At 71.9% G+C, this 23239-nt stretch carries 16 protein-coding genes, 1 tRNA gene and 1 pseudogene; 15 read left to right on the forward strand and 3 right to left on the reverse strand.

The features are described from left to right. The 4 genes from C3488_RS17520 to C3488_RS17535 form a co-directional block, all read left to right on the forward strand. On the forward strand, positions 1 to 734 hold a 734-nt coding region (locus C3488_RS17520; protein ID WP_103840421.1), incomplete at its 5' end, for a type II secretion system F family protein. 97 nt (positions 735 to 831) lie between these two features. Continuing rightward, on the forward strand, positions 832 to 1050 hold the full coding sequence (locus tag C3488_RS17525) for a DUF4244 domain-containing protein (RefSeq protein ID WP_103840423.1): 219 nt from the start codon (positions 832 to 834) through the stop codon (positions 1048 to 1050). A 4-nt stretch (positions 1051 to 1054) separates the two neighbouring features. Next, the gene (locus C3488_RS17530) at positions 1055 to 1429 is read left to right on the forward strand and encodes a TadE family type IV pilus minor pilin (RefSeq protein ID WP_103840425.1); all 375 of its coding nucleotides are present in this window, start codon (positions 1055 to 1057) and stop codon (positions 1427 to 1429) included. Next, entirely contained in the window at positions 1426 to 1899 is a 474-nt protein-coding gene (locus tag C3488_RS17535) for an Rv3654c family TadE-like protein (RefSeq protein ID WP_308460671.1), read from the forward strand. Before C3488_RS17530 ends, C3488_RS17535 begins: the two co-directional genes overlap by 4 nt. On the opposite strand, the gene C3488_RS17540 is transcribed toward C3488_RS17535, so the two are convergent. Then, a complete protein-coding gene (locus C3488_RS17540; RefSeq protein WP_181139061.1) occupies positions 1793 to 4318 on the reverse strand; it encodes a DEAD/DEAH box helicase in 2526 nt (841 codons plus the stop codon). The two genes, C3488_RS17535 and C3488_RS17540, sit on opposite strands and share 107 nt — an antisense overlap. A gap of 80 nt (positions 4319 to 4398) precedes the next feature. Here C3488_RS17540 and bldG point away from each other — a divergent pair, with 80 nt between their 5' ends. The 11 genes from bldG to C3488_RS17595 all read left to right on the forward strand — a co-directional run bounded on the left by bldG (position 4399) and on the right by C3488_RS17595 (position 20528). Further along, positions 4399 to 4740 carry an anti-sigma factor antagonist BldG gene (gene bldG / locus C3488_RS17545; RefSeq protein ID WP_103840429.1) on the forward strand — a complete coding sequence of 114 codons (342 nt, stop codon included), beginning with the start codon at positions 4399 to 4401 and terminating at the stop codon, positions 4738 to 4740. A gap of 107 nt (positions 4741 to 4847) precedes the next feature. Beyond that, positions 4848 to 5291, forward strand: coding sequence for an ATP-binding protein (locus C3488_RS17550; RefSeq protein ID WP_103840431.1), 444 nt, complete (start codon positions 4848 to 4850; stop codon positions 5289 to 5291). Between the two features lie 322 nt (positions 5292 to 5613). Beyond that, the gene (locus tag C3488_RS17555; protein WP_103840433.1) at positions 5614 to 8016 is read left to right on the forward strand and encodes a sodium-translocating pyrophosphatase; all 2403 of its coding nucleotides are present in this window, start codon (positions 5614 to 5616) and stop codon (positions 8014 to 8016) included. A gap of 220 nt (positions 8017 to 8236) precedes the next feature. Continuing rightward, on the forward strand, positions 8237 to 8851 hold the full coding sequence (locus C3488_RS17560) for a small secreted protein (protein WP_103840435.1): 615 nt from the start codon (positions 8237 to 8239) through the stop codon (positions 8849 to 8851). 26 nt (positions 8852 to 8877) lie between these two features. Further along, positions 8878 to 10395, forward strand: coding sequence for a class I SAM-dependent methyltransferase (locus tag C3488_RS17565; protein WP_103840437.1), 1518 nt, complete (start codon positions 8878 to 8880; stop codon positions 10393 to 10395). Between the two features lie 177 nt (positions 10396 to 10572). Next, a complete protein-coding gene (locus tag C3488_RS17570) occupies positions 10573 to 10770 on the forward strand; it encodes a hypothetical protein (protein WP_103840439.1) in 198 nt (65 codons plus the stop codon). 270 nt (positions 10771 to 11040) lie between these two features. Next, a complete protein-coding gene (gene topA, locus C3488_RS17575) occupies positions 11041 to 13902 on the forward strand; it encodes a type I DNA topoisomerase (protein ID WP_103840441.1) in 2862 nt (953 codons plus the stop codon). A 144-nt stretch (positions 13903 to 14046) separates the two neighbouring features. Next, the gene (gene tmk, locus C3488_RS17580) at positions 14047 to 17238 is read left to right on the forward strand and encodes a dTMP kinase (RefSeq protein ID WP_103840443.1); all 3192 of its coding nucleotides are present in this window, start codon (positions 14047 to 14049) and stop codon (positions 17236 to 17238) included. 117 nt (positions 17239 to 17355) lie between these two features. After that, complete coding sequence (locus tag C3488_RS17585; RefSeq protein ID WP_103840445.1) at positions 17356 to 18561, forward strand: DNA polymerase III subunit delta'; 1206 nt, start codon at positions 17356 to 17358, stop codon at positions 18559 to 18561. Positions 18562 to 18723: 162 nt separating this feature from the next. Then, positions 18724 to 20343 (forward strand): alpha/beta hydrolase, encoded by a 1620-nt coding sequence (locus tag C3488_RS17590; protein ID WP_103840447.1) that lies wholly within the window; start codon positions 18724 to 18726, stop codon positions 20341 to 20343. Positions 20344 to 20451: 108 nt separating this feature from the next. Continuing rightward, positions 20452 to 20528 (forward strand) — tRNA-Thr (locus tag C3488_RS17595). Positions 20529 to 20572: 44 nt separating this feature from the next. Here C3488_RS17595 and C3488_RS17600 read toward each other — a convergent pair. Together C3488_RS17600 and C3488_RS17605 are read right to left on the reverse strand one after the other, a co-directional pair. Continuing rightward, positions 20573 to 21722 (reverse strand): annotated as a pseudogene (locus tag C3488_RS17600) (tyrosine-type recombinase/integrase); the annotation flags it as partial. Positions 21723 to 21775: 53 nt separating this feature from the next. Next, on the reverse strand, positions 21776 to 23005 hold the full coding sequence (locus C3488_RS17605; protein WP_103840449.1) for a hypothetical protein: 1230 nt from the start codon (positions 23003 to 23005) through the stop codon (positions 21776 to 21778). Between the last annotated feature and the right edge of the window lie 234 nt (positions 23006 to 23239).

Genomic DNA, 23239 nt, shown 5'->3' on the forward strand with positions numbered 1-23239 from the left:
GGACGCGGAGGGTGCGGCGGCGGGTGGATGCGGTCCTGGCGGGTGCGGGTGCGGACGCGGCGCAGGTGCGGCCGCGCGGGCGGATGCCGGGTGGGGTGCTGCGGCGGGCCGAGGTGCGGGACGCCGTGCGGCGGTGGCTGCCCGTCACCGGGGCGCTGTGTGCCGGCTGGGTGGTGATCGGGGGGTTCGCCGGGCTGGGGGCCGGGCTGGTCACCGGGTTGGGCGTGGCGCGGTGGCGTGCCCGGCAGGAGCGCGACCGCCGCACCGAGGAGTACGACCCTGTCGTGGCCGTCCGTCAGCTCCCGCTGGCCGCCGACCTGCTCGCGGCGTGCATCGCGGCGGGCGCGAGCCCGGTCTCGGCCGCCCAGGCGGTGGGCGAGGCCATGGCGGGGCCGGTCGGGGAGCGGCTGGCGCGGGGCGCGGCCGAGGTGCGGCTCGGCGCCGAACCGACCGATGCGTGGCCGCGGCTCGCCACGCTCCCCGGCGCGGGAGCACTGGCGCGGCTCCTTGAACGGGCGGGCCGTTCCGGGGCCCCGGCTGCCGCACCGGTCGGGCGCCTCGCGGCTCAGGCTCGGGCCGAGTGGGCCCGAGGGGCGACGGCACGGGCGCGCCGTGCGGGCGTCCTGGTCACCGCCCCGGTGGGGCTGTGCTTCCTGCCCGCGTTCATCGCGGTCGGGGTGCTGCCCGTGGTCATCGGGCTGGCGGGAGGGCTGCTGGGAGGGGGTGGGAGGTGAGGGTGCACGGAGAGACCAAAGGGATCAGACGACGGCCACGGCCGGAAGAGACAACGACAACGCACGACAACGAACGACAACCTACGGGGGTAGAGACATGAGCAAGGCGGTACGAGTACGAGCCGGGGTGCGTGCGCTGGTGCGCCGGCTGCGGGCGGTGGTGCGCAAGGACGCGGGCATGGTCACGTCGGAATACGCGGTGGGAATCATCGCCGCGGTGGCCTTCGCGGCGGTCCTCTACAAGGTGCTGACGAGCGGGCAGGTCAGCGCGGAACTGCAGGCGATCGTGAAACGGGCGCTCAGTGTCCGGATGTGAGGGCGTGAGGGCGCGCCGGGGAGCGGGCCGTGGCCGGGACCAGGGCTTCGTGACTGCGGAGACCGCCGTGGTGCTGCCCGCCCTGGTGCTCTTCGCCATGGCCCTCGTGTGGGCCTTGCTGGCCGCGTCCGCGCAGATCCGCTGCGTGGACGCGGCCCGCGCGGGAGCCCGGGCGGCGGCTCGGCAGGAGCCGCCGGGCGTGGTGCGGGACATGACCCGGCAGGCGGCTCCGGACGGCGCGAGGATCACGGTGAGCCGGCAGGGCGACCTGGTACGTGTCCTGGTGGTGGCGCATCCTCCGGGCCCGGACGTGTTCCCTCTCGAACTGCGCCACGAAGCGGTGGCGTTGGCGGAGGACACGGTGGGGGTGAAGCAGTGAGGGCGTGTGACCCGGTCGCTCTCCGGAGCCGCTTGGAGGCCCTCAACGCCCGTCTGGCGGCGGCCCGTTCGGACCGCGGCTCCGCCACCGTCTGGGTTGTGTGCCTGCTCGGCGCGATGTGTGCCGTGTTCGGCGTCCTGCTGGCCCAGGGCGAGGTCGTGCTGTCCCGGCACCGTGCGGCCGGTGCGGCCGACCTCGCCGCACTCGCGGCGGCGGACCACTGGATGGACGGAGGCGGCAAGGCGTGTGCCATGGCGGCCCGGGTGGCCAGGGCCCAGGGGAGCAAGCTCGTGCGGTGCGCGGCTGTGGGGGCCGTCTCCGACGTCACGGCGGCGGCGGCCGCGGGACCGTTCACCACCGAGGTCAGGGCGAGGGCGGGGCCGGCGGAGCCGGGGGAGCCGGAGCGGAGGGCGCCGGAGCCGCCGGACCGCTCGTCGCCTCCTCGGGCGCCGCGCGCAGCAGCACCGTGAGGAGGCGTACGGCACCCCTCTTGTGCAGCGGATCGTTGCCGTTGCCGCACTTGGGGGACTGGATGCAGGACGGGCAGCCCGCCTCGCACTCGCAGGACGCGATGGCCTGACGGGTGGCGGACAGCCAGTCGCGGGCCGTGTGGAAGGCGCGCTCCGCGAAGCCCGCGCCGCCCGGGTGGCCGTCGTACACGAAGACGGTGGGCAGGAGGGTGTCCGGGTGCAGCGGCACGGAGACGCCTCCGATGTCCCAGCGGTCGCAGGTGGCGAAGAGCGGGAGCATGCCGATCGAGGCGTGTTCGGCCGCGTGCAGCGCGCCGCCGAGGATCTCCGGGCCGATCCGGGCCTGGTCCAGCTGGTCCTCGGTGACCGTCCACCACACGGCGCGGGTGCGCAGCGTGCGAGGAGGAAGATCGAGTTTCGTCTCGCCCAGCACCTCACCGGTGATCAGACGCCGACGCAGAAAGGAGACGACCTGGTTGGTGACCTCCACCGAGCCGTAGCACAACCGGCCCTCGCCCCAGGGGATCCCCACGTCCGTCTCCAGGACGGAGATGGAGGTCGTGTCGCGGGCGACCGTCGTGTACGGCGGGTCGGCCTCCTCGACCAGGGCGACGGAGTCCTCCAGGTCGAGTGACCGCACCAGGTACGTACGGCCCTGGTGCAGATGGACCGCGCCCTCGTGGACGGTCGTGTGGGCGGCGCCCGCGTCGACCGTGCCGAGCAGCCGGCCGGTGCCGGCCTCGACCACCTGGACCGGGCGCCCGCCCGCCCCGCGGATGTCCGTGAGGTCGGCGGCCCGCTCCCGGCGCGTCCAGTGCCAGGCCTTCGTGCGGCGGCGCAGCAGCTTCGCGGCCTCCAGCTGCGGCAGCACGTCCGCGCACGCGGGACCGAACAGCTCCAGGTCGTCCTCCGCAAGCGGCAGCTCGGCCGCCGCCGCGCACAGGTGCGGCGCGAGGACGTAGGGGTTGTCCGGGTCGAGGACCGTGGACTCCACCGGCTGGTCGAAGAGGGCCTCGGGGTGGTGGACGAGGAACGTGTCCAGAGGGTCGTCACGGGCGACCAGCACCGCGAGCGCCCCCTGCCCGGCACGGCCCGCGCGCCCCGCCTGCTGCCACAGCGACGCGCGTGTCCCCGGGTACCCGGCGATCAGCACGGCGTCCAGCCCGGACACGTCCACGCCGAGCTCCAGGGCGGTCGTCGCGGCGAGGCCGAGGAGTTCCCCGGAGTGCAGGGCCCGCTCCAGCGCGCGGCGCTCCTCGGGAAGGTAGCCGCCGCGGTAGGCGGCCACGCGGCGGGCCAGGGAGCGGTCGACCTCCGCCAGGCGTTCCTGCGCGATCACCGAGATCAGCTCGGCGCCGCGGCGGGAGCGGACGAAGGCGACCGAGCGCACGCCCTGCACGGTGAGGTCGGTCAGCAGGTCGGCGGTCTCGGCGGTGGCCGTGCGCCGGACGGGCGCGCCGCGCTCTCCGTGCAGCTCGGTGAGCGGCGGCTCCCACAGGGCGAAGACCAGCTCACCGCGCGGTGAGGCGTCGTCGGCGACCTCGACGACCGGCAGCCCGGTGAGGCGGCGGGCGGCCACCGAGGGCTCGGCGGCGGTCGCGGAGGCCAGCAGGAAGACGGGTGAGGCGCCGTAGCGGGCGCACAGGCGGCGCAGTCGGCGCAGGACCTGGGCGACATGGGAGCCGAAGACGCCGCGGTAGGTGTGGCACTCGTCGATGACGACGTACTTCAGGGCGCGCAGGAAGGAGGACCAGCGCGGGTGGGAGGGCAATATGCCGCGATGGAGCATGTCGGGGTTGGTGAGGACGTAGTTGGCGTACTGGCGTACCCATTCCCGTTCCTCGGGCGGCGTGTCGCCGTCGTAGACCGCGGCACGGATCGCTGGGCCGAGAGGGTGTGAAAGTTCCTTCACCGATCGGCACTGATCCGCCGCGAGGGCCTTGGTGGGGGCGAGGTACAAGGCGGTCGCGCCCCGGCCGTTCGGAGCCTCGGAGCCGTCCAGCAGCCGCGACAGCACCGGGACCAGGTAGGCGAGCGACTTGCCCGACGCCGTGCCCGTGGCGACGACCACCGAGTCGCCGTCCAGGGCGTGCTCGGCGGCGAGCGCCTGGTGGGCCCAGGGGTGCTCGATGCCCGCGCGGCGCACGGCGGCGACGACCTCGGCACGGATCCGGTCCGGCCAGACGGCATGGCGGCCCGCTCGCGGGGGCAAGTGCTCCGTATGAGTGATGCGCGCAGCCCGGCTCGGACCCGAGGCGAGCCGGTCCAGCACCGTGCCCGGCGAGAGGCGGGACACGGGGCCCGTCGTGGGTCGATCGGATCGGTGATTCTTGGCCATCGGCACCGAGTGTGTCACTGGCGTGACGGACAATGGGTCCAAGGCGTCGTACACGCCTGCCGGTAAGTGATTGAATGCCATCGCGGCTGGCGAACCGTCCCGGGGGCTGAAGCCGAGGTGCCCGAGGGGCGACCGCTCGATAGCAAGGTGCTGGAGGATCCGTGGACCTGTCCCTGTCGACCCGTACCGTCGGCGATCGTACGGTCGTCGAGGTCGGTGGCGAAATCGACGTATATACCGCGCCCAAGCTGCGCGAGCAGCTGGTCGAGCTGGTGAACGACGGGAATTTCCACCTCGTCGTCGACATGGAGGGCGTGGACTTCCTCGACTCCACCGGGCTCGGCGTGCTGGTGGGCGGCTTGAAGCGTGTTCGAGCCCATGAGGGCTCCCTGCGCCTGGTGTGCAACCAGGAGCGCATTCTCAAGATCTTCCGCATCACCGGCCTCACCAAGGTGTTCCCGATCCACACCTCGGTCGAGGAAGCGGTGTCGGCCACCGACTGACCCCGCTTCCGGGCCGTGGTGCCCGGACGGCAGAAGCAAGAGCGGGGGGTGCGGGCCAGTACGGCCCGGGCCCCCCGACCGCACGCCCGAAGTTCTGAGGGGGATGCATGGCCACCGTTGAACTCCGCTTCAGCGCGCTGCCCGAACACGTCAGGACCGCCCGACTCGTGGCGGCGGCGGTGGCGCGCCGGGCCGGAGTGGAGGAGGCCGCACTCGACGAGGTCAGGCTCGCCGTCGGGGAGGCCTGCTCCCGGGCCGTCGGACTGCACCAGAGCAACGGAATCTCGGCGCCGGTGCGAGTGCTGCTGACCGAGGAGGAGAAACAGTTCTCCATCGAGGTCGGCGACGAGGCGCCGCACATCGTGCCCGGCGACGAGCCGGTGGGTGCCGACCCGGTCGAGGCGGAGGCCGAGGCCGAGGAGGACGAGATGGGTCTCGCGGTCATCAGTGGCCTCGTCGACGACGTGGAGGTCACCACCGGGGAGAACGGCGGACTGATCAGAATGAGCTGGCCGACCACGCCGCCCGGCGCCGCCCCGTTCCCGGCCTGACGGGGCGTTTCTCCCTCAAGCCCGAAGACTTCTCCGGAAGGGTCCTGCCTGTGCAGGGCCCTTCTTTTTGTAAAGTCGTATCGTAATTCGTGAACCCCTTCACGTGAATAACTTCACGATCAATAGCGCGATAATTTGATCAAGATTCCATCTCGTCAATGGTTTTGGGGCGTTACCACTTTCGGGTTCTATGGCTGATGTGCGATCTTTTCCTGAAGAGCAAGTGACGTCTCAATCGGTTTACCGCGCACTGTTTTGATCAGGTTCCGGTACCTACAATCCGTCCACATCTTGAGCTCAGCCCAAGCGTCAAGGAGGACGAATGGCGGGGCTTTCTACCCCTCAACAGTTTGACCACCCCTCAGCCCTCGCGGCTGCGGTCCTGACCCACGACAACCGCATGATCGTGGTGGTCATCGCGGCCGTCGCGCTGGCGGCCCTCGTGGTGGCCGGGATTCTGGTGCGCGAGGTGCTCGCGGCCGGCGAGGGCACCGACAGCATGAAGAAGATCGCCGCCGCGGTCCAGGAAGGCGCGAACGCCTATCTGGCCCGGCAGTTGCGCACGCTCGGCGTATTCGCCGTGGTCGTGTTCTTCCTGCTCATGCTGCTGCCCGCCGACGACTGGAATCAGCGCGTCGGACGGTCGGTGTTCTTCCTGATCGGTGCGGCGTTCTCGGCGGCCACCGGCTATATCGGTATGTGGCTCGCCGTGCGCAGCAATGTGCGCGTCGCCGCGGCGGCGCGCGAGGCGACCCCGGCGGAGGGCGAGCCGGAAAAGGACCTCACCGCCGTCTCGCACCGGGCGATGAAGATCGCTTTCCGCACAGGCGGTGTCGTCGGCATGTTCACGGTGGGGCTCGGTCTGCTGGGCGCCTCCTGTGTGGTGCTCGTCTACGCGGCGAACGCCCCGAAAGTCCTCGAGGGCTTCGGTCTGGGCGCCGCGCTGATCGCCATGTTCATGCGTGTCGGCGGCGGCATCTTCACGAAGGCCGCCGACGTCGGCGCCGACCTGGTCGGCAAGGTCGAGCAGGGCATTCCGGAGGACGATCCGCGCAATGCCGCGACCATCGCCGACAACGTGGGCGACAACGTCGGCGACTGCGCGGGAATGGCTGCCGACCTCTTCGAGTCGTACGCCGTCACGCTCGTCGCCGCGCTGATCCTGGGCAAGGCCGCGTTCGGCGACTCGGGGCTGGCGTTCCCGCTGATCGTGCCTGCGATCGGGGTCGTGACCGCGATGATCGGCATCTTCGCGGTGGCCCCGCGCCGGGCCGACCGCAGCGGCATGTCCGCGATCAACCGGGGCTTCTTCATCTCCGCGGTGATCTCGCTCGGGCTCGTCGCGGCGGCCGTCTTCGCCTATCTGCCGTCGTCGTACGCCGCCCTCAAGGGCGTCACCGACGCGGCGATCCGCGCCAAGAGCGGCGACCCTCGGATCCTCGCACTCGTCGCGGTCGCCATCGGCATCCTGCTCGCCGCCCTGATCCAGCAGCTGACCGGCTACTTCACCGAGACCAGCCGACGTCCCGTGCGGGACATCGGCAAGACCTCGCTGACCGGTCCCGCCACCGTGGTTCTCGCCGGTATCTCCGTCGGTCTGGAATCGGCCGTCTACACGGCGCTGCTGATCGGTCTCGGCGTCTACGGGGCGTTCCTGCTCGGCGGTACATCGATCATGCTCGCGCTGTTCGCGGTGGCGCTGGCCGGCACCGGCCTGCTCACCACGGTCGGTGTGATCGTCGCCATGGACACCTTCGGTCCGGTCTCGGACAACGCACAGGGCATCGCCGAGATGTCCGGCGACGTCCAGGGCTCGGGCGCGCAGGTGCTCACCGACCTGGACGCCGTGGGCAACACCACCAAGGCGATCACCAAGGGCATCGCCATCGCCACCGCCGTCCTCGCGGCCTCGGCGCTCTTCGGGTCGTACCGCGACGCGATCACCACGGCCGCCCAGGACGTGGGCGAGAAGGTCGGCGACGGCGGGCCGATGAGCCTGGTCATGGACATCTCGCAGCCCAACAACCTGGTCGGCCTCATCGCCGGCGCGGCGGTCGTCTTCCTCTTCTCGGGGCTGGCGATCAACGCGGTGTCGCGGGCGGCCGGTGCGGTGGTCTTCGAGGTGCGGCGGCAGTTCCGCGACCGGCCCGGAATCATGAACTACACGGAGAAGCCGGAGTACGGCAAGGTCGTCGACATCTGCACCAAGGACGCCCTCAGGGAACTGGCAACGCCCGGTCTGCTCGCCGTCATGGCGCCCATCGCCCTCGGGTTCACGCTCGGCGTCGGAGCGCTCGGCGCGTACCTCGCGGGCGCGATCGGCACCGGCACGCTGATGGCGGTCTTCCTCGCCAACTCCGGAGGCGCGTGGGACAACGCCAAGAAGCTCGTCGAGGACGGCCACCACGGTGGCAAGGGGAGCGAGGCGCACGCCGCGACGGTGATCGGCGACACGGTCGGCGACCCGTTCAAGGACACCGCGGGCCCCGCGATCAACCCGCTGCTGAAGGTGATGAACCTGGTTTCGCTGCTGATCGCGCCCGCGGTCATCAAGTTCTCCTATGGCAGCGACAGGAACATCGGCGTGCGGATCGCCATCGCGGTACTCGCGCTCGTCGTGATCGTGCTCGCCGTGTACGTCTCCAAGCGGCGCGGGATCGCCGTGGGTGACGAAGACAACGCCGAGAAGGTGTCCAAGCCCGCAGATCCGGCGGTGGTGTCGTAGCCCGGCTGCCCGGCACCCCGCTCTTACGCCTGGTCAGATACGGGCACACGGGCGGGCGCACGGCGCTCCTCGAGAGGCCGCGCGCCCGCCCTTGTCCGTGCGCGGGGCCTTCTCGTGAGCCTTCTCTCGCGTGGTGCAAAAGGCTGCAACAGCACCCATAGGTGACATTCGGCCTGCGGCCGTCGCCCGATTGGCGTGTATCTTCCGGGCCGAGAGAGCCATGGAAGGGACCAATCCGGTGAACAAGAAGCTCGCGACCACAGTGTCCGGCGGTGCGGTGCTGGTACTGGCGCTGTCGGCCTGCACCAGCGGTGGCAAGAGCCAGACCGACGACAAGCTGGCCTCCTGGGCCAAGCAGGTCTGCGACGCGGTGCCGGCGCAGAACGCGAAGATCAAGGCCGCCAACGATGCGATCACGAAGGCGGCCTCGGACACCACGAACCCGCCTCAGACCATCCAGAAGACCGACTCCCAGGCCTTCCAGGACATGTCCGACGGCTACAAGGCGCTCGCGACCGCCCTCAACAACGCCGGAGCGCCCCCCGGCGTCGACGGCGGTGCGCAGCGGCAGCAGGACGCCGTCAAGACCCTGAACAACCTCTCCGCGTCCTACGCCGACCTGAAGAAGAAGGTGGACGCGCTCAACACGAAGGACCAGGGCAAGTTCGCGTCCGGGCTGCACGACATCGCGGCGCAGATGACCGAGCTGGAGAAGCAGAACCAGAGCGGGACCACGGCGCTGAAGAACCTCGAGCAGGGCGACGTCAAGAAGGCGATCGCCGAGCAGGCGAGCTGCAAGAAGGCGGCCGCTACGGCCTCGGCGACCGCGGGCTGAATCCGCCCGCAGGCCACAATGGGGGCGTGAGTACCCCCAGTCGCACCCTGCCCTCCCTGGACCGCACCGATGTCGCCGCACGGCTGCGGGACGCCCTGCTCGGCGCCTCCTTCACCGCCGACGGGCTGCTCGACCTGCTCGGAGCGCCCGCGTACGCGGCGCTCGCACGGAGCGAGACCGTCCCCGCACTCCGGGCGACGCGCGGGGACACGCCGCTGGAGACACTCGTACGGCTGTTCCTGTTGCAACAACCCGTGCTCCACGCGCGCGTGGCCGACGTCCTGCCCCTCGACGCCTGCCTGGAGGCCGGCTGGTTGGTGCGCGCCGGCGGGGACGAGGTCGCCGCGACCGTGGACGTGCGGCCGTACGGCGGACCGGAGGGCGAGGACTGGTTCATCGTCTCCGACCTCGGGTGCGCCGTCGGCGGTGCGGGAGGCATCGGCAGCCGGGAAGAAGACGTCGTCCTCGGGGTCGGCGGCGCCTCCACCACCCTCGCCGGCATCACCGTACGGACCCCCGTCGGGTCAGCACTCGACCTCGGTACCGGCTCCGGGATCCAGGCGCTGCACGCCGCCCAGCACGCCACGCGCGTGACCGCGACCGACGTCAACGCGCGCGCCCTGCACATCGCCGCGCTCACCCTGGCGCTGTCCGGCGCCCCGGCCGCCGATCTGCGCCAGGGTTCGCTCTTCGAGCCGGTCCGGGACGACGAGACGTTCGACCTGATCGTCTCAAACCCGCCCTTCGTGATCTCCCCCGGCGCCCGGCTCACCTACCGCGACGGCGGGATGGGCGGGGACGATCTGTGCCGCACGCTCGTTCAGGGGTCGGGGGAACGGCTGAACGTGGGCGGGTTCGCGCAGTTTCTCGCCAACTGGCAGCACGTGGAAGGGGAGGACTGGCAGGACAGGCTCAGGTCGTGGGTGCCGCGCGGCTGCGACGCGTGGATCGTGCAGCGTGAGGTGCAGGACATCACGCAGTACTCCGAGCTGTGGTTGAGGGACGCCGGGGACCACCGCGGCGATGCGGCCGGGTACCAGGCGCGGTACGACGCGTGGCTGGACGAGTTCGAGGCGCGCAAGGTGCGCGCGGTCGGATTCGGCTGGATCGCGCTGCGCAGGACCGACGCGGGTGAGCCCTCCATCACGATCGAGGAGTGGCCGCATCCGGTCGAACAGCCGCTCGGAGACACGGTGCGTGCGCACTTCGACCGCGTCGACTACCTGCGGGCGCACGACGACGCCGCCCTGCTCGCCGGGCACTTCAAGCTCGCCGCCGAAGTCGTCCAGGAACAGGTCGGGCTGCCGGGCGCCGAGGACCCGGAGCATGTGGTGCTGCGCCAGAACCGGGGGATGCGCCGCGCCACCAGGGTGGACACGGTCGGCGCGGGCTTCGCGGGCGTCTGCGACGGCACGCTGAGCGCGGGACGGATCCTGGACGCCATCGCCCAGCTCGTCGGCGAGGACCCTGTGCTGCTGCGCGACCGCACACCCGCACAGATCCGGTTGCTGGTCGAACAAGGGTTCCTGGAGCCCGGGCGCTGACGGGGCGGCGGGGCCGCACGGGGGCGCGGGGGCCGGTGGCGACGGGGGGTGCGAATGGATTGTCCGCCGGCCGTTCACCTCAGGTTCGCGTGCGGGCTTTCCCGGTGTGCCAGCCTCCCGTCGCCGGGGCGGGTCGGGCGATGGGAAGCCGGGCCGGCCGGGCGGGAGGGAAACGACATGGAGAGCGGGCCGGCGATCATCACGGGGACGGCGTTCGTCCTGTTCGGCGGCGCTCTGCTGACCTGGACCGGGACCCGGCTGTACCGTGGGGAGCCGGTGGCGGACGGTGTGAGCCGTATCGCATCCGCCACACTTGCGAGCCTCGCCGCCGTGGCCGCGCTCGCGGCCGGTGCGTGGTGCCTCCTGCGCCTCTGACATCACTGTTCCCGGTCCCCGGGCAACCGGAGGCGGAGTAACCGGGGGATCACGCTCCGGACAGGCCCGACGGGGCTGCTGGACAGTCCGGGCGGCAGGAATGCCGGTAGTCGGGTTACCGTTCGAGTGGCCGTTGTGGGCTTTTCCCGTTTGACACGGGGGCGGGATGTACCGTCACACTCCGCAGCGTCACCAGCGAGCCAGAAAAGCGACCTCACCCCGGGACCAAGGCCTGGGGAGGCCCAGCGTCGACCGGAGAGAAGAGCGAAGTTGTCCCCGACCAGCGAGACCGCACAGGGCGGCCGCCGACTCGTCATCGTCGAGTCGCCTGCCAAGGCGAAGACGATCAAGGGCTATCTCGGCCCGGGCTACACCGTCGAGGCGAGCGTCGGGCACATCCGCGACCTTCCGAACGGCGCCGCGGAGGTACCCGAGAAGTACACCGGCGAGGTCCGCCGCCTGGGCGTGGACGTCGAACACGACTTCCAGCCCATCTACGTCGTCAACGCCGACAAGAAGGCGCAGGTCAAGAAGCTCAAGGATCTGCTGCGCGAATCCGACGAACTCTTCCTCGCCACCGATGAGGACCGCGAGGGCGAGGCCATCGCCTGGCACCTCCAGGAGGTGCTCAAGCCGAAGGTCCCGGTCAAGCGGATGGTCTTCCACGAGATCACCAAGGACGCGATCCAGCAGGCCGTGCGCAACCCGCGCGAGCTGAACCAGAAGCTCGTCGACGCGCAGGAGACCCGCCGCATCCTCGACCGGCTCTACGGCTACGAGGTCTCGCCGGTCCTGTGGAAGAAGGTCATGCCGCGCCTGTCGGCCGGCCGTGTCCAGTCGGTCGCCACCCGTCTCGTGGTCGAGCGGGAGCGTGAGCGCATCGCGTTCCGTTCCGCCGAGTACTGGGACCTGACGGGCACCTTCGCGACCGGCCGCGCGGGCGACCCCTCGGACCCGTCGTCGCTGGCCGCCCGTCTGCAGAGCGTCGACGGCAGGAGGGTCGCGCAGGGGCGTGACTTCGACTCCCTGGGGCGGCTCAAGAGCGATCAGGTCCTGCACCTCGACGAGGCGAACGCCCGCGCCCTGGCCGCCGCCCTGGCGGACACCCGCTTCTCGGTGCGGTCCGTCGAGTCCAAGCCCTACCGCCGCTCGCCGTACGCCCCGTTCCGTACGACGACGCTGCAGCAGGAGGCGAGCCGCAAGCTCGGCTTCGGCGCGAAGGCCACCATGCAGATCGCGCAGAAGCTGTACGAGAACGGCTACATCACGTACATGCGTACGGACTCCACGACGCTGTCCGACACGGCGATCTCTGCCGCCCGTGCCCAGGTCACGCACCTGTACGGGGCCGAGTACCTGCCGGACGCCCCGCGCACCTACGCCGCCAAGGTCAAGAACGCGCAGGAGGCGCACGAGGCGATCAGGCCCTCGGGTGATCGTTTCCGCACCCCGGCGGAGACGGGGCTGACCGGCGACCAGTTCAAGCTCTACGAGCTGATCTGGAAGCGGACCGTCGCCTCCCAGATGAAGGACGCGACCGGTAACTCGGTCACCGTCAGGATCGGCGGCACCGCCGCCGACGGCCGGAACGCCGAGTTCAGCGCTTCCGGCAAGACGATCACCTTCCACGGCTTCCTGAAGGCGTACGTCGAGGGCGCCGACGACCCGAACGCCGAGCTCGACGACCGCGAGCGCCGGCTGCCGCAGGTCGCCGAGGGCGACGCGCTGAGCGCCGAGGAGATCACCGCCGACGGACACGCGACCAAGCCCCCGGCCCGCTACACCGAGGCCAGCCTGGTCAAGGAGCTGGAAGAGCGGGAGATCGGCCGTCCGTCGACGTACGCGTCGATCATCGGCACGATCCTGGACCGCGGCTATGTGTTCAAGAAGGGCACGGCCCTCGTGCCGTCCTTCCTGTCCTTCGCCGTGGTCAACCTCCTGGAGAAGCACTTCGGGCGGCTCGTCGACTACGACTTCACCGCCAAGATGGAGGACGACCTCGACCGCATCGCCCGCGGCGAGGCGCAGGCCGTGCCGTGGCTGAAGCGGTTCTACTTCGGCGAGACGGCATCCGACAGCGGCTTCCCCGCGGGCACCAACGGCACCGCGGCCGACGCCGGGAACGGCGACGGTGATCACCTCGGCGGCCTCAAGGAGCTGGTGACCGACCTGGGCGCGATCGACGCGCGCGAGGTGTCGTCGTTCCCCGTCGGCAACGACATCGTGCTGCGGGTCGGCCGCTACGGCCCGTACATCGAGCGCGGCGAGAAGGACACCGAGCAGCACCAGCGGGCCGACATCCCGGCCGACCTCGCCCCCGACGAGCTCACCGTCGAACTGGCGGAGGAGCTGCTGGCCAAGCCGAGCGGCGAGCGCCCGCTGGGCACGGACCCGGAGACGGGCCGCCCGATCGTCGCCAAGGACGGCCGCTACGGCCCGTACGTCACCGAGATCCTCCCCGAGGGCACCCCGAAGACCGGCAAGAACGCGATCAAGCCGCGCACGGCATCGCTGTTCAAGTCGATGTCCCTGGACACGGTGACTCTCGACGACGCGCTGAGGCTGATGTCGCTGCCGCGCGTCGTGGGCACCGACGCCGACGGGCAGGAGATCACCGCGCAGAACGGCCGCTACGGGCCGTACCTGAAGAAGGGCACGGACTCGCGCTCGCTGCAGTCCGAGGACCAGATCTTCACGATCACGCTGGAGGAGGCCCTGGCGATCTACGCCCAGCCCAAGCAGCGTGGCCGGGCGGCCGCCAAGCCGCCGCTGAAGGAGCTGGGCGAGGACCCGGTGAGCGGGAAGCCGGTCGTCGTCAAGGACGGCCGCTTCGGGCCGTACGTCACCGACGGCGAGACCAACGCGACCCTGCGCTCCGGCGACAGCGTGGAGGCGATCACTCCGGAGCGCGGCTTCGAGCTGCTCGCGGAGAAGCGCGCCAAGACGCCCGCGAAGAAGACGGCGAAGAAGACGGTCGCCAAGAAGGCACCGGCCAAGAAGACGACGTCGACAGCGGCGAAGAAGACGGCCGCCAAGAAGACCGCCGCGAAGACGACCGCGAAGAAGACGACGACGGCGAAGAAGACCGCTGCCGCCAAGACGGCGGCGTCGAAGGGCACCGCGGAGGACTGACGCGGAAGAGGACCGAGCCGAAGGGGCACGGTTCCTCACAACCCCTTGGCCAAACACACGGTCCGGCATCGGTTCGGTGTCGGGCCGTGTGTACATGGCGAGTGGCCGCACCGGGCTGTCGGTGGCTCCCGATAGTCTGAATGCATGACGCGAGCCGAGCAGCCAACGGCCCCCCAAGCGGCCCCCGACGACGCCCTGGTCGCAGATTCCCGCGAGCGCGCCGTCCGCGCCCTGCTGCGCCAGCCGCAGCTGAAGCGGCTGTGGAGCGCCCAGCTCGTGGGCGGCATCGGTGACGCGCTCGCCGTGCTCGTCCTGGTCCTGCTCGTTCTCCAGGCGGCCATCGCCGCGGGCTCCTTCGGCGGTGGCTACCGGGGTGTGGCGTTCGCGATCGCGACCGTCTTCGGCGTGCGGATTCTTTCCACCCTGCTCTTCGGGGCCGTGCTCCTCGGCCCGCTGAGCGCGCTGACGTCCAAGGAGGGGCCGCTCGACCGCCGCTGGACCATGGTCGGCGCGGATGGCCTCAGGGCGGCCCTGCTGATCGTCGCCCCCCTGTGGATCGACTGGACTCCGGGCAACGCGCTCGCGCTCCTGCTGGTCACCGCCTTCGTCACCGGCGTGGCCGAGCGCTTCTGGACGGTGTGCCAGGAGAGTGCGGCGCCCGCGCTGCTGCCCGCGCCGCCCCTCGAGGGCGCGACGGTGCGTCCGCTGCCGGACCACATGGACGCCCTGCGCCGTCTGTCGCTGCGGACGGGGTTCGTGGCGGTGCCGCTGGCCGCTGCCGGACTCGTCGTGGTGGCGCTGGTGAACAACCTGCTGGGCACGGGCATCGCCTGGTTCGGCCAGCACCAGGCGGCCCTCGCGTCGTACGTGGCGGCCGGGCTGTTCGCCGCCTCCCTGTCGGTGGCCACCTCACTGCAGCTGCCCGACACCCGCACTCCCCGCGCGCGCTCGCCTCTGGAGGGCCTGCGCCGCCCCCGGACGGAAGCGGGCGTCGCCAAGGGCCGCACGGGCGCGCTCCCGCTGCTGGTGCTCGCCTGCGCCGCCGTCGCCGGGGCGGTCGCGGCCGCCGTCGCCGTCTGCGTGCTGCAGGCCAAGGACCTGGGCGGCGGCCCGGTGCTGTACGGCCTGCTGGTTCTCGCGCTGACCGGGGGCACGGTCGTCGGCATCCGTACGGCGCCCCGTGTGCTGCCCGCGCTGTCGAGGCGCCGGCTGCTCGCGCTGGCGATCGCCTTCACCGGGATAGCGCTGCTCGCCGCGGGTCTCGACCCGGACGTCACGAGCGTGCTGCTGATCGCGCTGCTCGCGGGCATCGGCGCGGGCGTGGCCGCGAACACCGGGCACACGCTGCTCGAGCAGGAGGCCGAGGAGCACCGCCGGGCGCGGACGACCGAGCATCTGCACGCGGTCGTGAGGGTGTGCGGAGCCCTCTGCGCACTCGTGGCGCCGCTGGTGGCCGGAGCCATCGGGCCGCACCGGATGGAGAACGGCAGGTTCGTGTTCGCGCACGGCGGCGCCGCCTTCACGCTGATGCTGGTCGGCGCGCTGCTGCTGCCCGTGGCCGCACTGGTGCTCGCCAAGGTCGACGACCGCTCCGGCGTGCCGCTGCGGCAGGACCTGCTCGACGCCCTGCGCGGCGGCGACGATCCGGAGAACGCCCCTGTGGCGAGCGGGTTCTTCATTGCCCTGGAGGGCGGCGACGGCGCCGGGAAGTCCACCCAGGCCGAGGCGCTCGCCGAGTGGATCCGCGGCAAGGGCCACGAGGTGGTGCTGACCCGTGAGCCGGGCGCCACTCCGGTCGGCAAGCGGCTGCGGTCGATCCTGCTGGACGTCTCCAGCGCCGGCCTCTCGCACCGCGCGGAGGCGCTGCTGTATGCGGCGGACCGCGCGGAACACGTGGACACGGTCGTGCGTCCGGCCCTGGAGCGGGGCGCCGTCGTGATCTCGGACCGCTACATCGACTCGTCCGTGGCCTACCAGGGCGCGGGCCGTGACCTGTCCCCGACCGAGATCGCCCGCATCAACCGCTGGGCGACGGACGGCCTCGTGCCGCACCTCACCGTGCTGCTGGACGTCGCCCCGGAGACCGCGCGGGAGCGGTTCACCGAGGCACCGGACCGGCTGGAGTCGGAGCCGGCCGAGTTCCACGCGCGCGTGCGGTCCGGTTTCCTCACGCTGGCTGCCGCCGACCCCGCGCGCTACCTGGTCGTCGACGCCGGACAGGAGCCCGAGGCGGTCACGACCGTGATCCGGGCCCGGCTCGACCAGATGCTCCCGCTGTCCGAGGCGGAGCTGAAGGCGCAGGAGGAGGCACGCCGCAAGGCCGAGGAGGAGGCCCGGCGCAAGGCCGAGGAGGAGGCCGCGCGCAAGGCCGAGGAGGAGCGACTGGAGCGCGAGCGCCAGGAGCAGCTCGCCAAGCTGCGCGCCGAGGAGGAGGAGCGCGAGCGGCGCGAGCTGGAGGAGGCGCAGCGCCGCGAGGCCGAGCGGCAGGCGGAGGAGGCCCGGCGGCGTGCCGAGGAAGCCCGTCGGCGTGCCGAGGAGGAGAAGGCGCGGCTGCTGGCCGAGGAGAAGGCCCGGGCCGAGGAGGAGGCGCGGCGCAGGGCCGAGGAGGAGCGGCGGCGCAGGCAGGCGGAGGAGGAGGCCCGGCTGCGGGCGGAGGCCGAGGAGCGCCGGCTGGAGAAGCAGCGGAAGGCCGAGGAGGCGCTGCTGCGGGCCGAGGAGGCGCGCAGGGCGGCCGCGGAGGCGGCGGCGTCGGCCGCGGCGGCGGCATCGGCCCCGCCCGCGACGCCGGCCGCCGGATCCGGCGCGCCCGCACGGAGTGCGTCGCCGGACAACGAGACGACGGTCCCCACGCCACTGGTGACACCGACGAACGCGTCCGGCGGGCCGGTGGAGGAGACCGCGGTCCTGCCGCCGGTACGGGCGCGCGACACCGACGCCGAGACCACGGCGGAGCTCCCGGCGCCGCCCGAGCCGCAGGGAGCGGCCGACGAGACGGCGGTGCTGCCCCCCGTGGTGCCGGGATCCGCCGACGAGACGGCCGTCCTGCCGCCCGTACGGGACACGGGCGCCGGTGATCCGGCGGACAGGGTGCCGCCCGGCTTCTTCCGCGACGAGCGCCCGGCTCCGCGACCGGACGGCGCCGAGGACCGCACGCGCGAGCTGCCGCAGCTGGACGCCGACGGCCGCCCTCGCCGCCCGCGCCCGGACTGGGCCGAGGAGACGCCTCTGGACGACCTCCCGACCCTGGCGGACGAACTGCTCGGCCCCCGTCAGGACGAGGACTGGGGCGACGGCCGGGACGGGCGGGACGGGCGGGGACGCGGCAGGCGCCGCTGAGCGGCGTCTGACCCGCCTGTCGGTGCCCGCGGCCGTGGTCAGTGGTGATCCGTTGTCAGTGGTGACCCGCACAATGGATCGCGGTAGGGCGCAGTACGACGGAAGGGCGGTGTCCCCGTGAGCGTGTGGGACGACCTGGTGGGCCAGGAGAAGGTGTGCGAGCAGCTCGACGCGGCTGCCCGGGACGCCGACGCCCTGGTCACCGCGGCCGCCGCCGACACCTCGCCGCCCGAGGCGTCCAAGATGACGCACGCCTGGCTGTTCACGGGTCCGCCCGGCGCGGGACGTACGCAGACGGCGCGGGCCTTCGCCGCCGCGCTGCAGTGCGTGAGCCCCGACCGCGCGCTCGGCGGCGCCCCCGGCTGCGGGTTCTGCGACGGCTGCCACACCGCCCTGATCGGCACCCACGCGGACGTCACCACGGTCGCCGCCGTCGGCACCCAGATCCTCGCCGACGACATGCGCGACACGGTCCGCAAGTCGTTCACGTCGCCGGCGAACGGACGCTGGCAGGTGATCCTCGTCGAGGACGCCGAGCGGCTGAACGAGAAGTCGGCCAACGCGGTCCTGAAGGCGGTGGAGGAGCCCGCCCCCCGCACCGTCTGGCTGCTGTGCGCGCCGTCCCTGGAGGACGTCCTGCCGACGATCCGCTCCCGCTGCCGCCACCTGAACCTGCGCACTCCCTCCGTGGAGGCGGTCGCGGACATGCTCGTGCGGCGCGACGGCATCGAGCCGGAGACCGCTGCCGCCGCCGCCCGCGCCACCCAGGGTCACGTCGACCGTGCCCGCAGGCTGGCCACGGACGAGCGGGCCCGGGCCCGCCGGGCCGCCGTCCTGAAGCTCCCCCTGCGCCTCGACGACATCGGCGGCTGCCTCAGAGCCGCCCAGGAGCTGGTCGACGCGGCCACCGACGACTCCAAGCAGCTCGCCGAGGAGATCGACGCCAAGGAGACCGAGGAGCTGAAGGCGGCGCTCGGCGCGGTGCAGGGCGGCCGGATGCCGCGCGGCACCGCGGGCGTGGTCAAGGAGCTGGAGGACAAGCAGAAGCGCCGCCGGACGCGCACCCAGCGCGACAGCCTGGATCAGGCCCTCACCGACCTCACGGGCTTCTACCGCGACGTCCTCGCCCTCCAGCTCGGCTCCCGCGTCGCCCTCGCCAACACGGACGCGGAGGACGCCCTGGAGCGGCTGGCCCGCGGCAGCACACCCGAGGCCACCCTCCGCCGTATCGAGGCGATCTCCGCGTGCCGGGACGCCCTGGACCGCAATGTGGCCCCGCTGCTGGCGGTGGAGGCCATGACGATGGCGCTCAGAGCGGGATGACGGGCGAACCGCGTACGAGGAGCGCGCCCTCGGGATGAGCGCCCCCGTGACCCCCTTCCCTCTTCCGTGGGTGGGCTCGACGGACGATTGACGATGTCACTCGTACGAGGCGCCTGAGTCACTGACAGACATCAACTCGTCGCCCACGGTTACGCTCACGAGATGCACACCAGGCGCATTCCCGGACCGTCCCGCCTTCTGCACCCCCTCCGCCGTCCCCGAGGCTCCCGTCGTTCCCTCCCCGCGATGCGGACGGGCGGCACGCTGCTCGCCGCCGTCTCGCTGCTGCTCTCGGCCTGCTCCACCGGCGGCTCGACGACCGCACAGACGGCCCTGGCCGCGCTGCCCCAGTCGCCCCCGTCGGCGCTGGCCCGGTACTACACACAGAAGCTGACCTGGCGCACCTGCGGCGTCCCCGGCTTTCAGTGCGCCACCATGAAGGCCCCGCGCGACTACGCCAAGCCGGGCGCGGGCGACGTACGGCTCGCCGTGGCCCGCAAGAGGGCCACCGGCCAGGGAAGGCCGCTGGGGTCGCTGCTCGTGAACCCGGGCGGGCCGGGCGGCTCGGCGGTCGGTTACCTGGAGCAGTACGCGGGCGTCGGCTACCCGGCCGAGATCCGTGCCCGCTACGACATGGTCGGCGTCGACCCGCGCGGCGTGGCCAACAGCGAGCCGATCGAATGCCTCGACGGCCCCCGGATGGACGCGTACGCGCAGACCGACATCACCCCTGACGGCCCGGCGGAGACGCGCCGCCTGGTGGATGCCTTCAAGCGGTTCGCGGAGGGCTGCGGGCGGCACTCGGCGGCCCTGTTGCGCCATGTCTCCACGGTCGAGGCGGCCCGTGACATGGACATCCTGCGCGCGGTGCTCGGCGACCGGAGGCTGAACTACGTGGGCGCGTCGTACGGGACGTTCCTCGGGGCGACGTACGCGGGCCTGTTCCCGGAGCGGGTGGGCCGGATGGTGCTGGACGGCGCGATGGACCCGGCCCTGTCCGCACGCAGGCTCAACGAGGAGCAGACGGCGGGGTTCGAGACGGCGTTCCAGTCCTTCGCCAAGGACTGCGTCCGGCGACCGGACTGCCCGCTGGGCGGCCCGGGCACGTCGCCGGCGAAGGTCGGCGACAAGCTGAAGGCGTTCTTCAAGAAGCTCGACGCGTCACCCGTCCCGACCGGCGACGCGGACGGCCGCAGGCTCGGCGAGGCCCTGGCGACGACGGGAGTGATCGCCGCGATGTACGACGAGGCGGCCTGGCCGCGGCTGCGCCAGGCGCTGACCTCGGCGATGAAGCACCGCGACGGCGCCGGTCTGCTCATGCTGTCGGACAGCTACTACGAGCGGGACGCGGGCGGCAAGTACGCGAACCTGATGTCCGCGAACGCGGCCGTGAACTGCCTCGACCTGCCGCCCGCGTTCTCCGGTCCGGAGGACGTGGAGAAGGCGCTCCCGGCGTTCGAGAAGGCCTCCCCGGTGTTCGGGCGGGGACTGGCCTGGGCGTCCCTGGGCTGCGCGTACTGGCCGGTGCGCGCGACCGGACGGCCGCACCGCATCCAGGCGAAGGGAGCGGCGCCGATCGTGGTGGTGGGCACGACCCGCGACCCGGCCACCCCCTACCGCTGGGCGCGCTCGCTCGCCTCCCAGCTCACCTCCGGCAGGCTCCTCACCTACGACGGTGACGGCCACACCGCATACGGCCGCGGCAGCAGGTGCGTGGACTCGACGATCGACGCGTATCTGCTCCGCGGCACGCCACCGGCGCAGGGAAAGCGCTGCTCGTAGGCGCCGTGCCACCCCCTGGGGGCTCCACCTCCAGGGGGTGGTCGGAGCACCCCCGGAAACTGTGTAGACTTACCGATGTTGCTGATCGCACCATAGTGCGGGCAGCGCGCCGCCTTAGCTCAGATGGCCAGAGCAACGCACTCGTAATGCGTAGGTCTCGGGTTCGAATCCCGAAGGCGGCTCCATCGGAACCCCAGCCCAGAGAGTATCTGAGCTGGGGTTTTTGCGTTCAGCGGATGCGGCGGCGGGCGCGGGCCTCCCTGGTGCTCGTGGTCTCAATTGTGGTCTCAATTGCGGGCTCAGACTGAGGCATGAAGGCGTCTCCCATGCGGCGCATGGCGTCCTTCGAGAGGTGAGATCTCCCCTTCACGTGCCGCCGGGTCTGACTGATCTGGGTGTGCCGAAGGATCTCCATGATCGTAGGCATGTCCGCGCCCAGCTCGTTCAGGATCGTGCCTGCGGTGTGACGGCTTCCGTCGTACAGGCGCCGGTCGTCGATTCCGGCTTCCTCAAGCAGCTCCTTGAACTCCGCCCAGTCGGCTCGTGGGTCTAACGGCCGACCGTCCGGACGCGTGAACACCGCGCCGTGCTCCTCCCACGCGTCGCATGCGGCGGCTCGCATCTCCTCCTGGCGTGCCTTGTGCTCGTGCAGGTAGGGGATGAACGGCGGCGGGATCGGCACAGGGTTGGTGCTCTTCTTGGTCTTGGGGCGTGTGAAGACCAGTCCGCCTCCCTTGCGCTCCGGGCATGCGCTCGCGTGCTTCGTGCAGTTCTTTGTGCACGGCTTGGGGCATCCGCGCTTGTAGTTCTTGTGTGCCTTGCACTCCGGCGGGCACGGCTCGAAGCGGTGCAGCCGGGAGCCACAGGCGTGCGGGTCCTTGCAGCCGTGCCGCCACGTGAGCCGCTGAAGCTGCCATTGGGGGTGGAACAGCTCGTTTCCGAGGTCCACGTACTTCCAACGAAGCCCCAGGGTCTCTCCCTGCCGGAAGCCCATCCCGACGCCGACGCACCTCCACATGAAGGTGGGCCGCCTGACCGCCGCTTCGAGGAATGCCTTGGCCTCTTCGGTGGTGAACGGGGTCGCCTCGGTCTCGTCGACCGTCGGCGGGTCCACGAGTGTGGCCACGTTCTCGGCGATGATCCGGCGACGGTGGGCAATCTTCAGGGCTCGCGACAGGAAGCGGTGAACCTTGAGCACGTGCGACGGCGCGTGTCCTTCGTCGAGCATCGCGCGGTACATCCGCTCAAGGTGTTCCGGCTGGAGCTTGTCGAGCCGGTGCTTGCCGATGTTGGGGATGATGTCGTCGCGGGTCTTGGACCAGTAGTCGGTCCAGGGAACGCGGCTTGAGCTTGAGGCTCGCGATGTCGGTGAGGTAGGTCCGGTACGGCAGGGTCAACGCCGATTACGCGTCCTGACGGCCCGTCCGCACGGTCACAGGTGCGCGCGCCGGGTGCGGCGCCGCGACGCGACGGTGATCAGGGCCGCGCCGGCCGCTGCGAGCAGGGCGGCGAGGCCGGCGAAGAGGCCGGTGTGGGACGACCCGGTGTGCGCCAGGCTCCCGGTAGCGGGGCTCTGCGAGGGTGTCCCGGAGTCCGCGGCCGGAGCGGCCGCCGAGGCCGGGGCCGACGAGGACGCCCCCGCGGTGCCGGGAACCGTGGACGGCGTCGCGCCGGGGGCGGACGTGTCCGCCGGCGCGCTCGGGGCGGACCCCGGCACCTCGTGCAGGACGGTCTTCGCGTTCGCGATCGGGGTCCCGAGGAAGGTCAGCGAGGTCAGCTTGATGTCCCGCGCGGAGCCGGGGTCGTGCGTGGTCGAGAACCGGAGGTCGTAGTCGTGCTTCTGGCCGTGGGCGAATCCCGCGGCCAGTTGCGGCAGCTTCCACTCCCCCGGCTGGACGACGACGGCCGGCACCCAGACGCCGTCGACGCGGACGTCGAGTCCGAGGCCGGGGCCCGTGGGGTAGACCTCGATCAGTGTGTCCAGCGGCTTGGTGAACGCGCCGCCGGCCTGGTTGTCCAGTACCAGCGTGGTCGTCCCGGGCCGGCCGGGCGCGACGGTCACGGCGTGCGTGAACGACTCGGTGAACCGGCCGTCGGGCAGGGCCGGCGAGAGATCGAAATGGACCTTCTGGGCCGTGCCGCCACCGCCGACGGCGGAGATGTCCAGACCGTCGTCGTTCCCGGGGTAGTCGGCGCCGAAGGCGACGGTCACCTGCCAGCTGTACGAGGCCCCTGCCGGAATCTGGAACGGGTGCCTGGCGTCGGTGCCCTGCGGGAAGAACTCGTCGATGAGCGCCGGGCTCTGCCCCATCGTGCTGCTGCCGGTGGCGGGCGCGGTGAGGGGCCGCACGCCGAAGGAGACCTGTCCGGGCTCCAGCGGGCTCGGCCCGCCGGTCGGCAGCGCGGCCAGCTCGCCGCTGTACGGCTGGGCCTTCGCGGAGCCGTTGGTGACGGTCAGCGTGAAGGTGTTCTCGCCGTGCCCGCGGGTCACCGTGTGGTGGGTGGCGTCGCTGATGGCCAGGGTCAGTGCGGCGGATGTGTCCGCGTGAGCGGCGGGCGCGAGCAGCGCGGCGCCCGCAGCGGCGGTGAGGGCGACGGCGGTGGCCGTCGGCAGCAGGGTGCGGCGGGAAGGCCGAGCGGGACCGAGACGACGAGCGGACATGGTGGTTCCCCCCAAGGAACGCGAAGCGGTGGTGCGCTGCCCCTCTGCGGCCCTGGTTCGACATCAGCGGCTGGCGATGCACGGATCTTCGCAGGCCATCGGTGACCGCGCGGTGTGGGGATTGTCACCGCCGCGCAACAATGACGCCCGCGCCCCGGGGGCCGCGGGCGTACGAGGCCGGCCTCCGGCTCTCACCGGGCCATTTCCGTCACTCCAGGGCGTCCGCCGCCGCGT

Origin of the sequence: Streptomyces sp. Ru72 (assembly GCF_002920635.1) — a bacterium.
Lineage (GTDB): Bacteria > Actinomycetota > Actinomycetes > Streptomycetales > Streptomycetaceae > Streptomyces.

Bases quoted from the DNA above. Each gene is read 5' to 3' on its own strand.
- C3488_RS17525 (WP_103840423.1), top strand. From the start codon at position 832: ATGAGCAAGGCGGTACGAGTACGAGCCGGGGTGCGTGCGCTGGTGCGC.
- C3488_RS17540 (WP_181139061.1), bottom strand. From the start codon at position 4,318: ATGGCATTCAATCACTTACCGGCAGGCGTGTACGACGCCTTGGACCCA.
- C3488_RS17550 (WP_103840431.1), top strand. From the start codon at position 4,848: ATGGCCACCGTTGAACTCCGCTTCAGCGCGCTGCCCGAACACGTCAGG.
- C3488_RS17555 (WP_103840433.1), top strand. From the start codon at position 5,614: ATGGCGGGGCTTTCTACCCCTCAACAGTTTGACCACCCCTCAGCCCTC.
- C3488_RS17560 (WP_103840435.1), top strand. From the start codon at position 8,237: ATGGAAGGGACCAATCCGGTGAACAAGAAGCTCGCGACCACAGTGTCC.
- C3488_RS17570 (WP_103840439.1), top strand. From the start codon at position 10,573: ATGGAGAGCGGGCCGGCGATCATCACGGGGACGGCGTTCGTCCTGTTC.
- tmk (WP_103840443.1), top strand. From the start codon at position 14,047: ATGACGCGAGCCGAGCAGCCAACGGCCCCCCAAGCGGCCCCCGACGAC.
- C3488_RS17590 (WP_103840447.1), top strand. From the start codon at position 18,724: ATGCACACCAGGCGCATTCCCGGACCGTCCCGCCTTCTGCACCCCCTC.
- C3488_RS17605 (WP_103840449.1), bottom strand. From the start codon at position 23,005: ATGTCCGCTCGTCGTCTCGGTCCCGCTCGGCCTTCCCGCCGCACCCTG.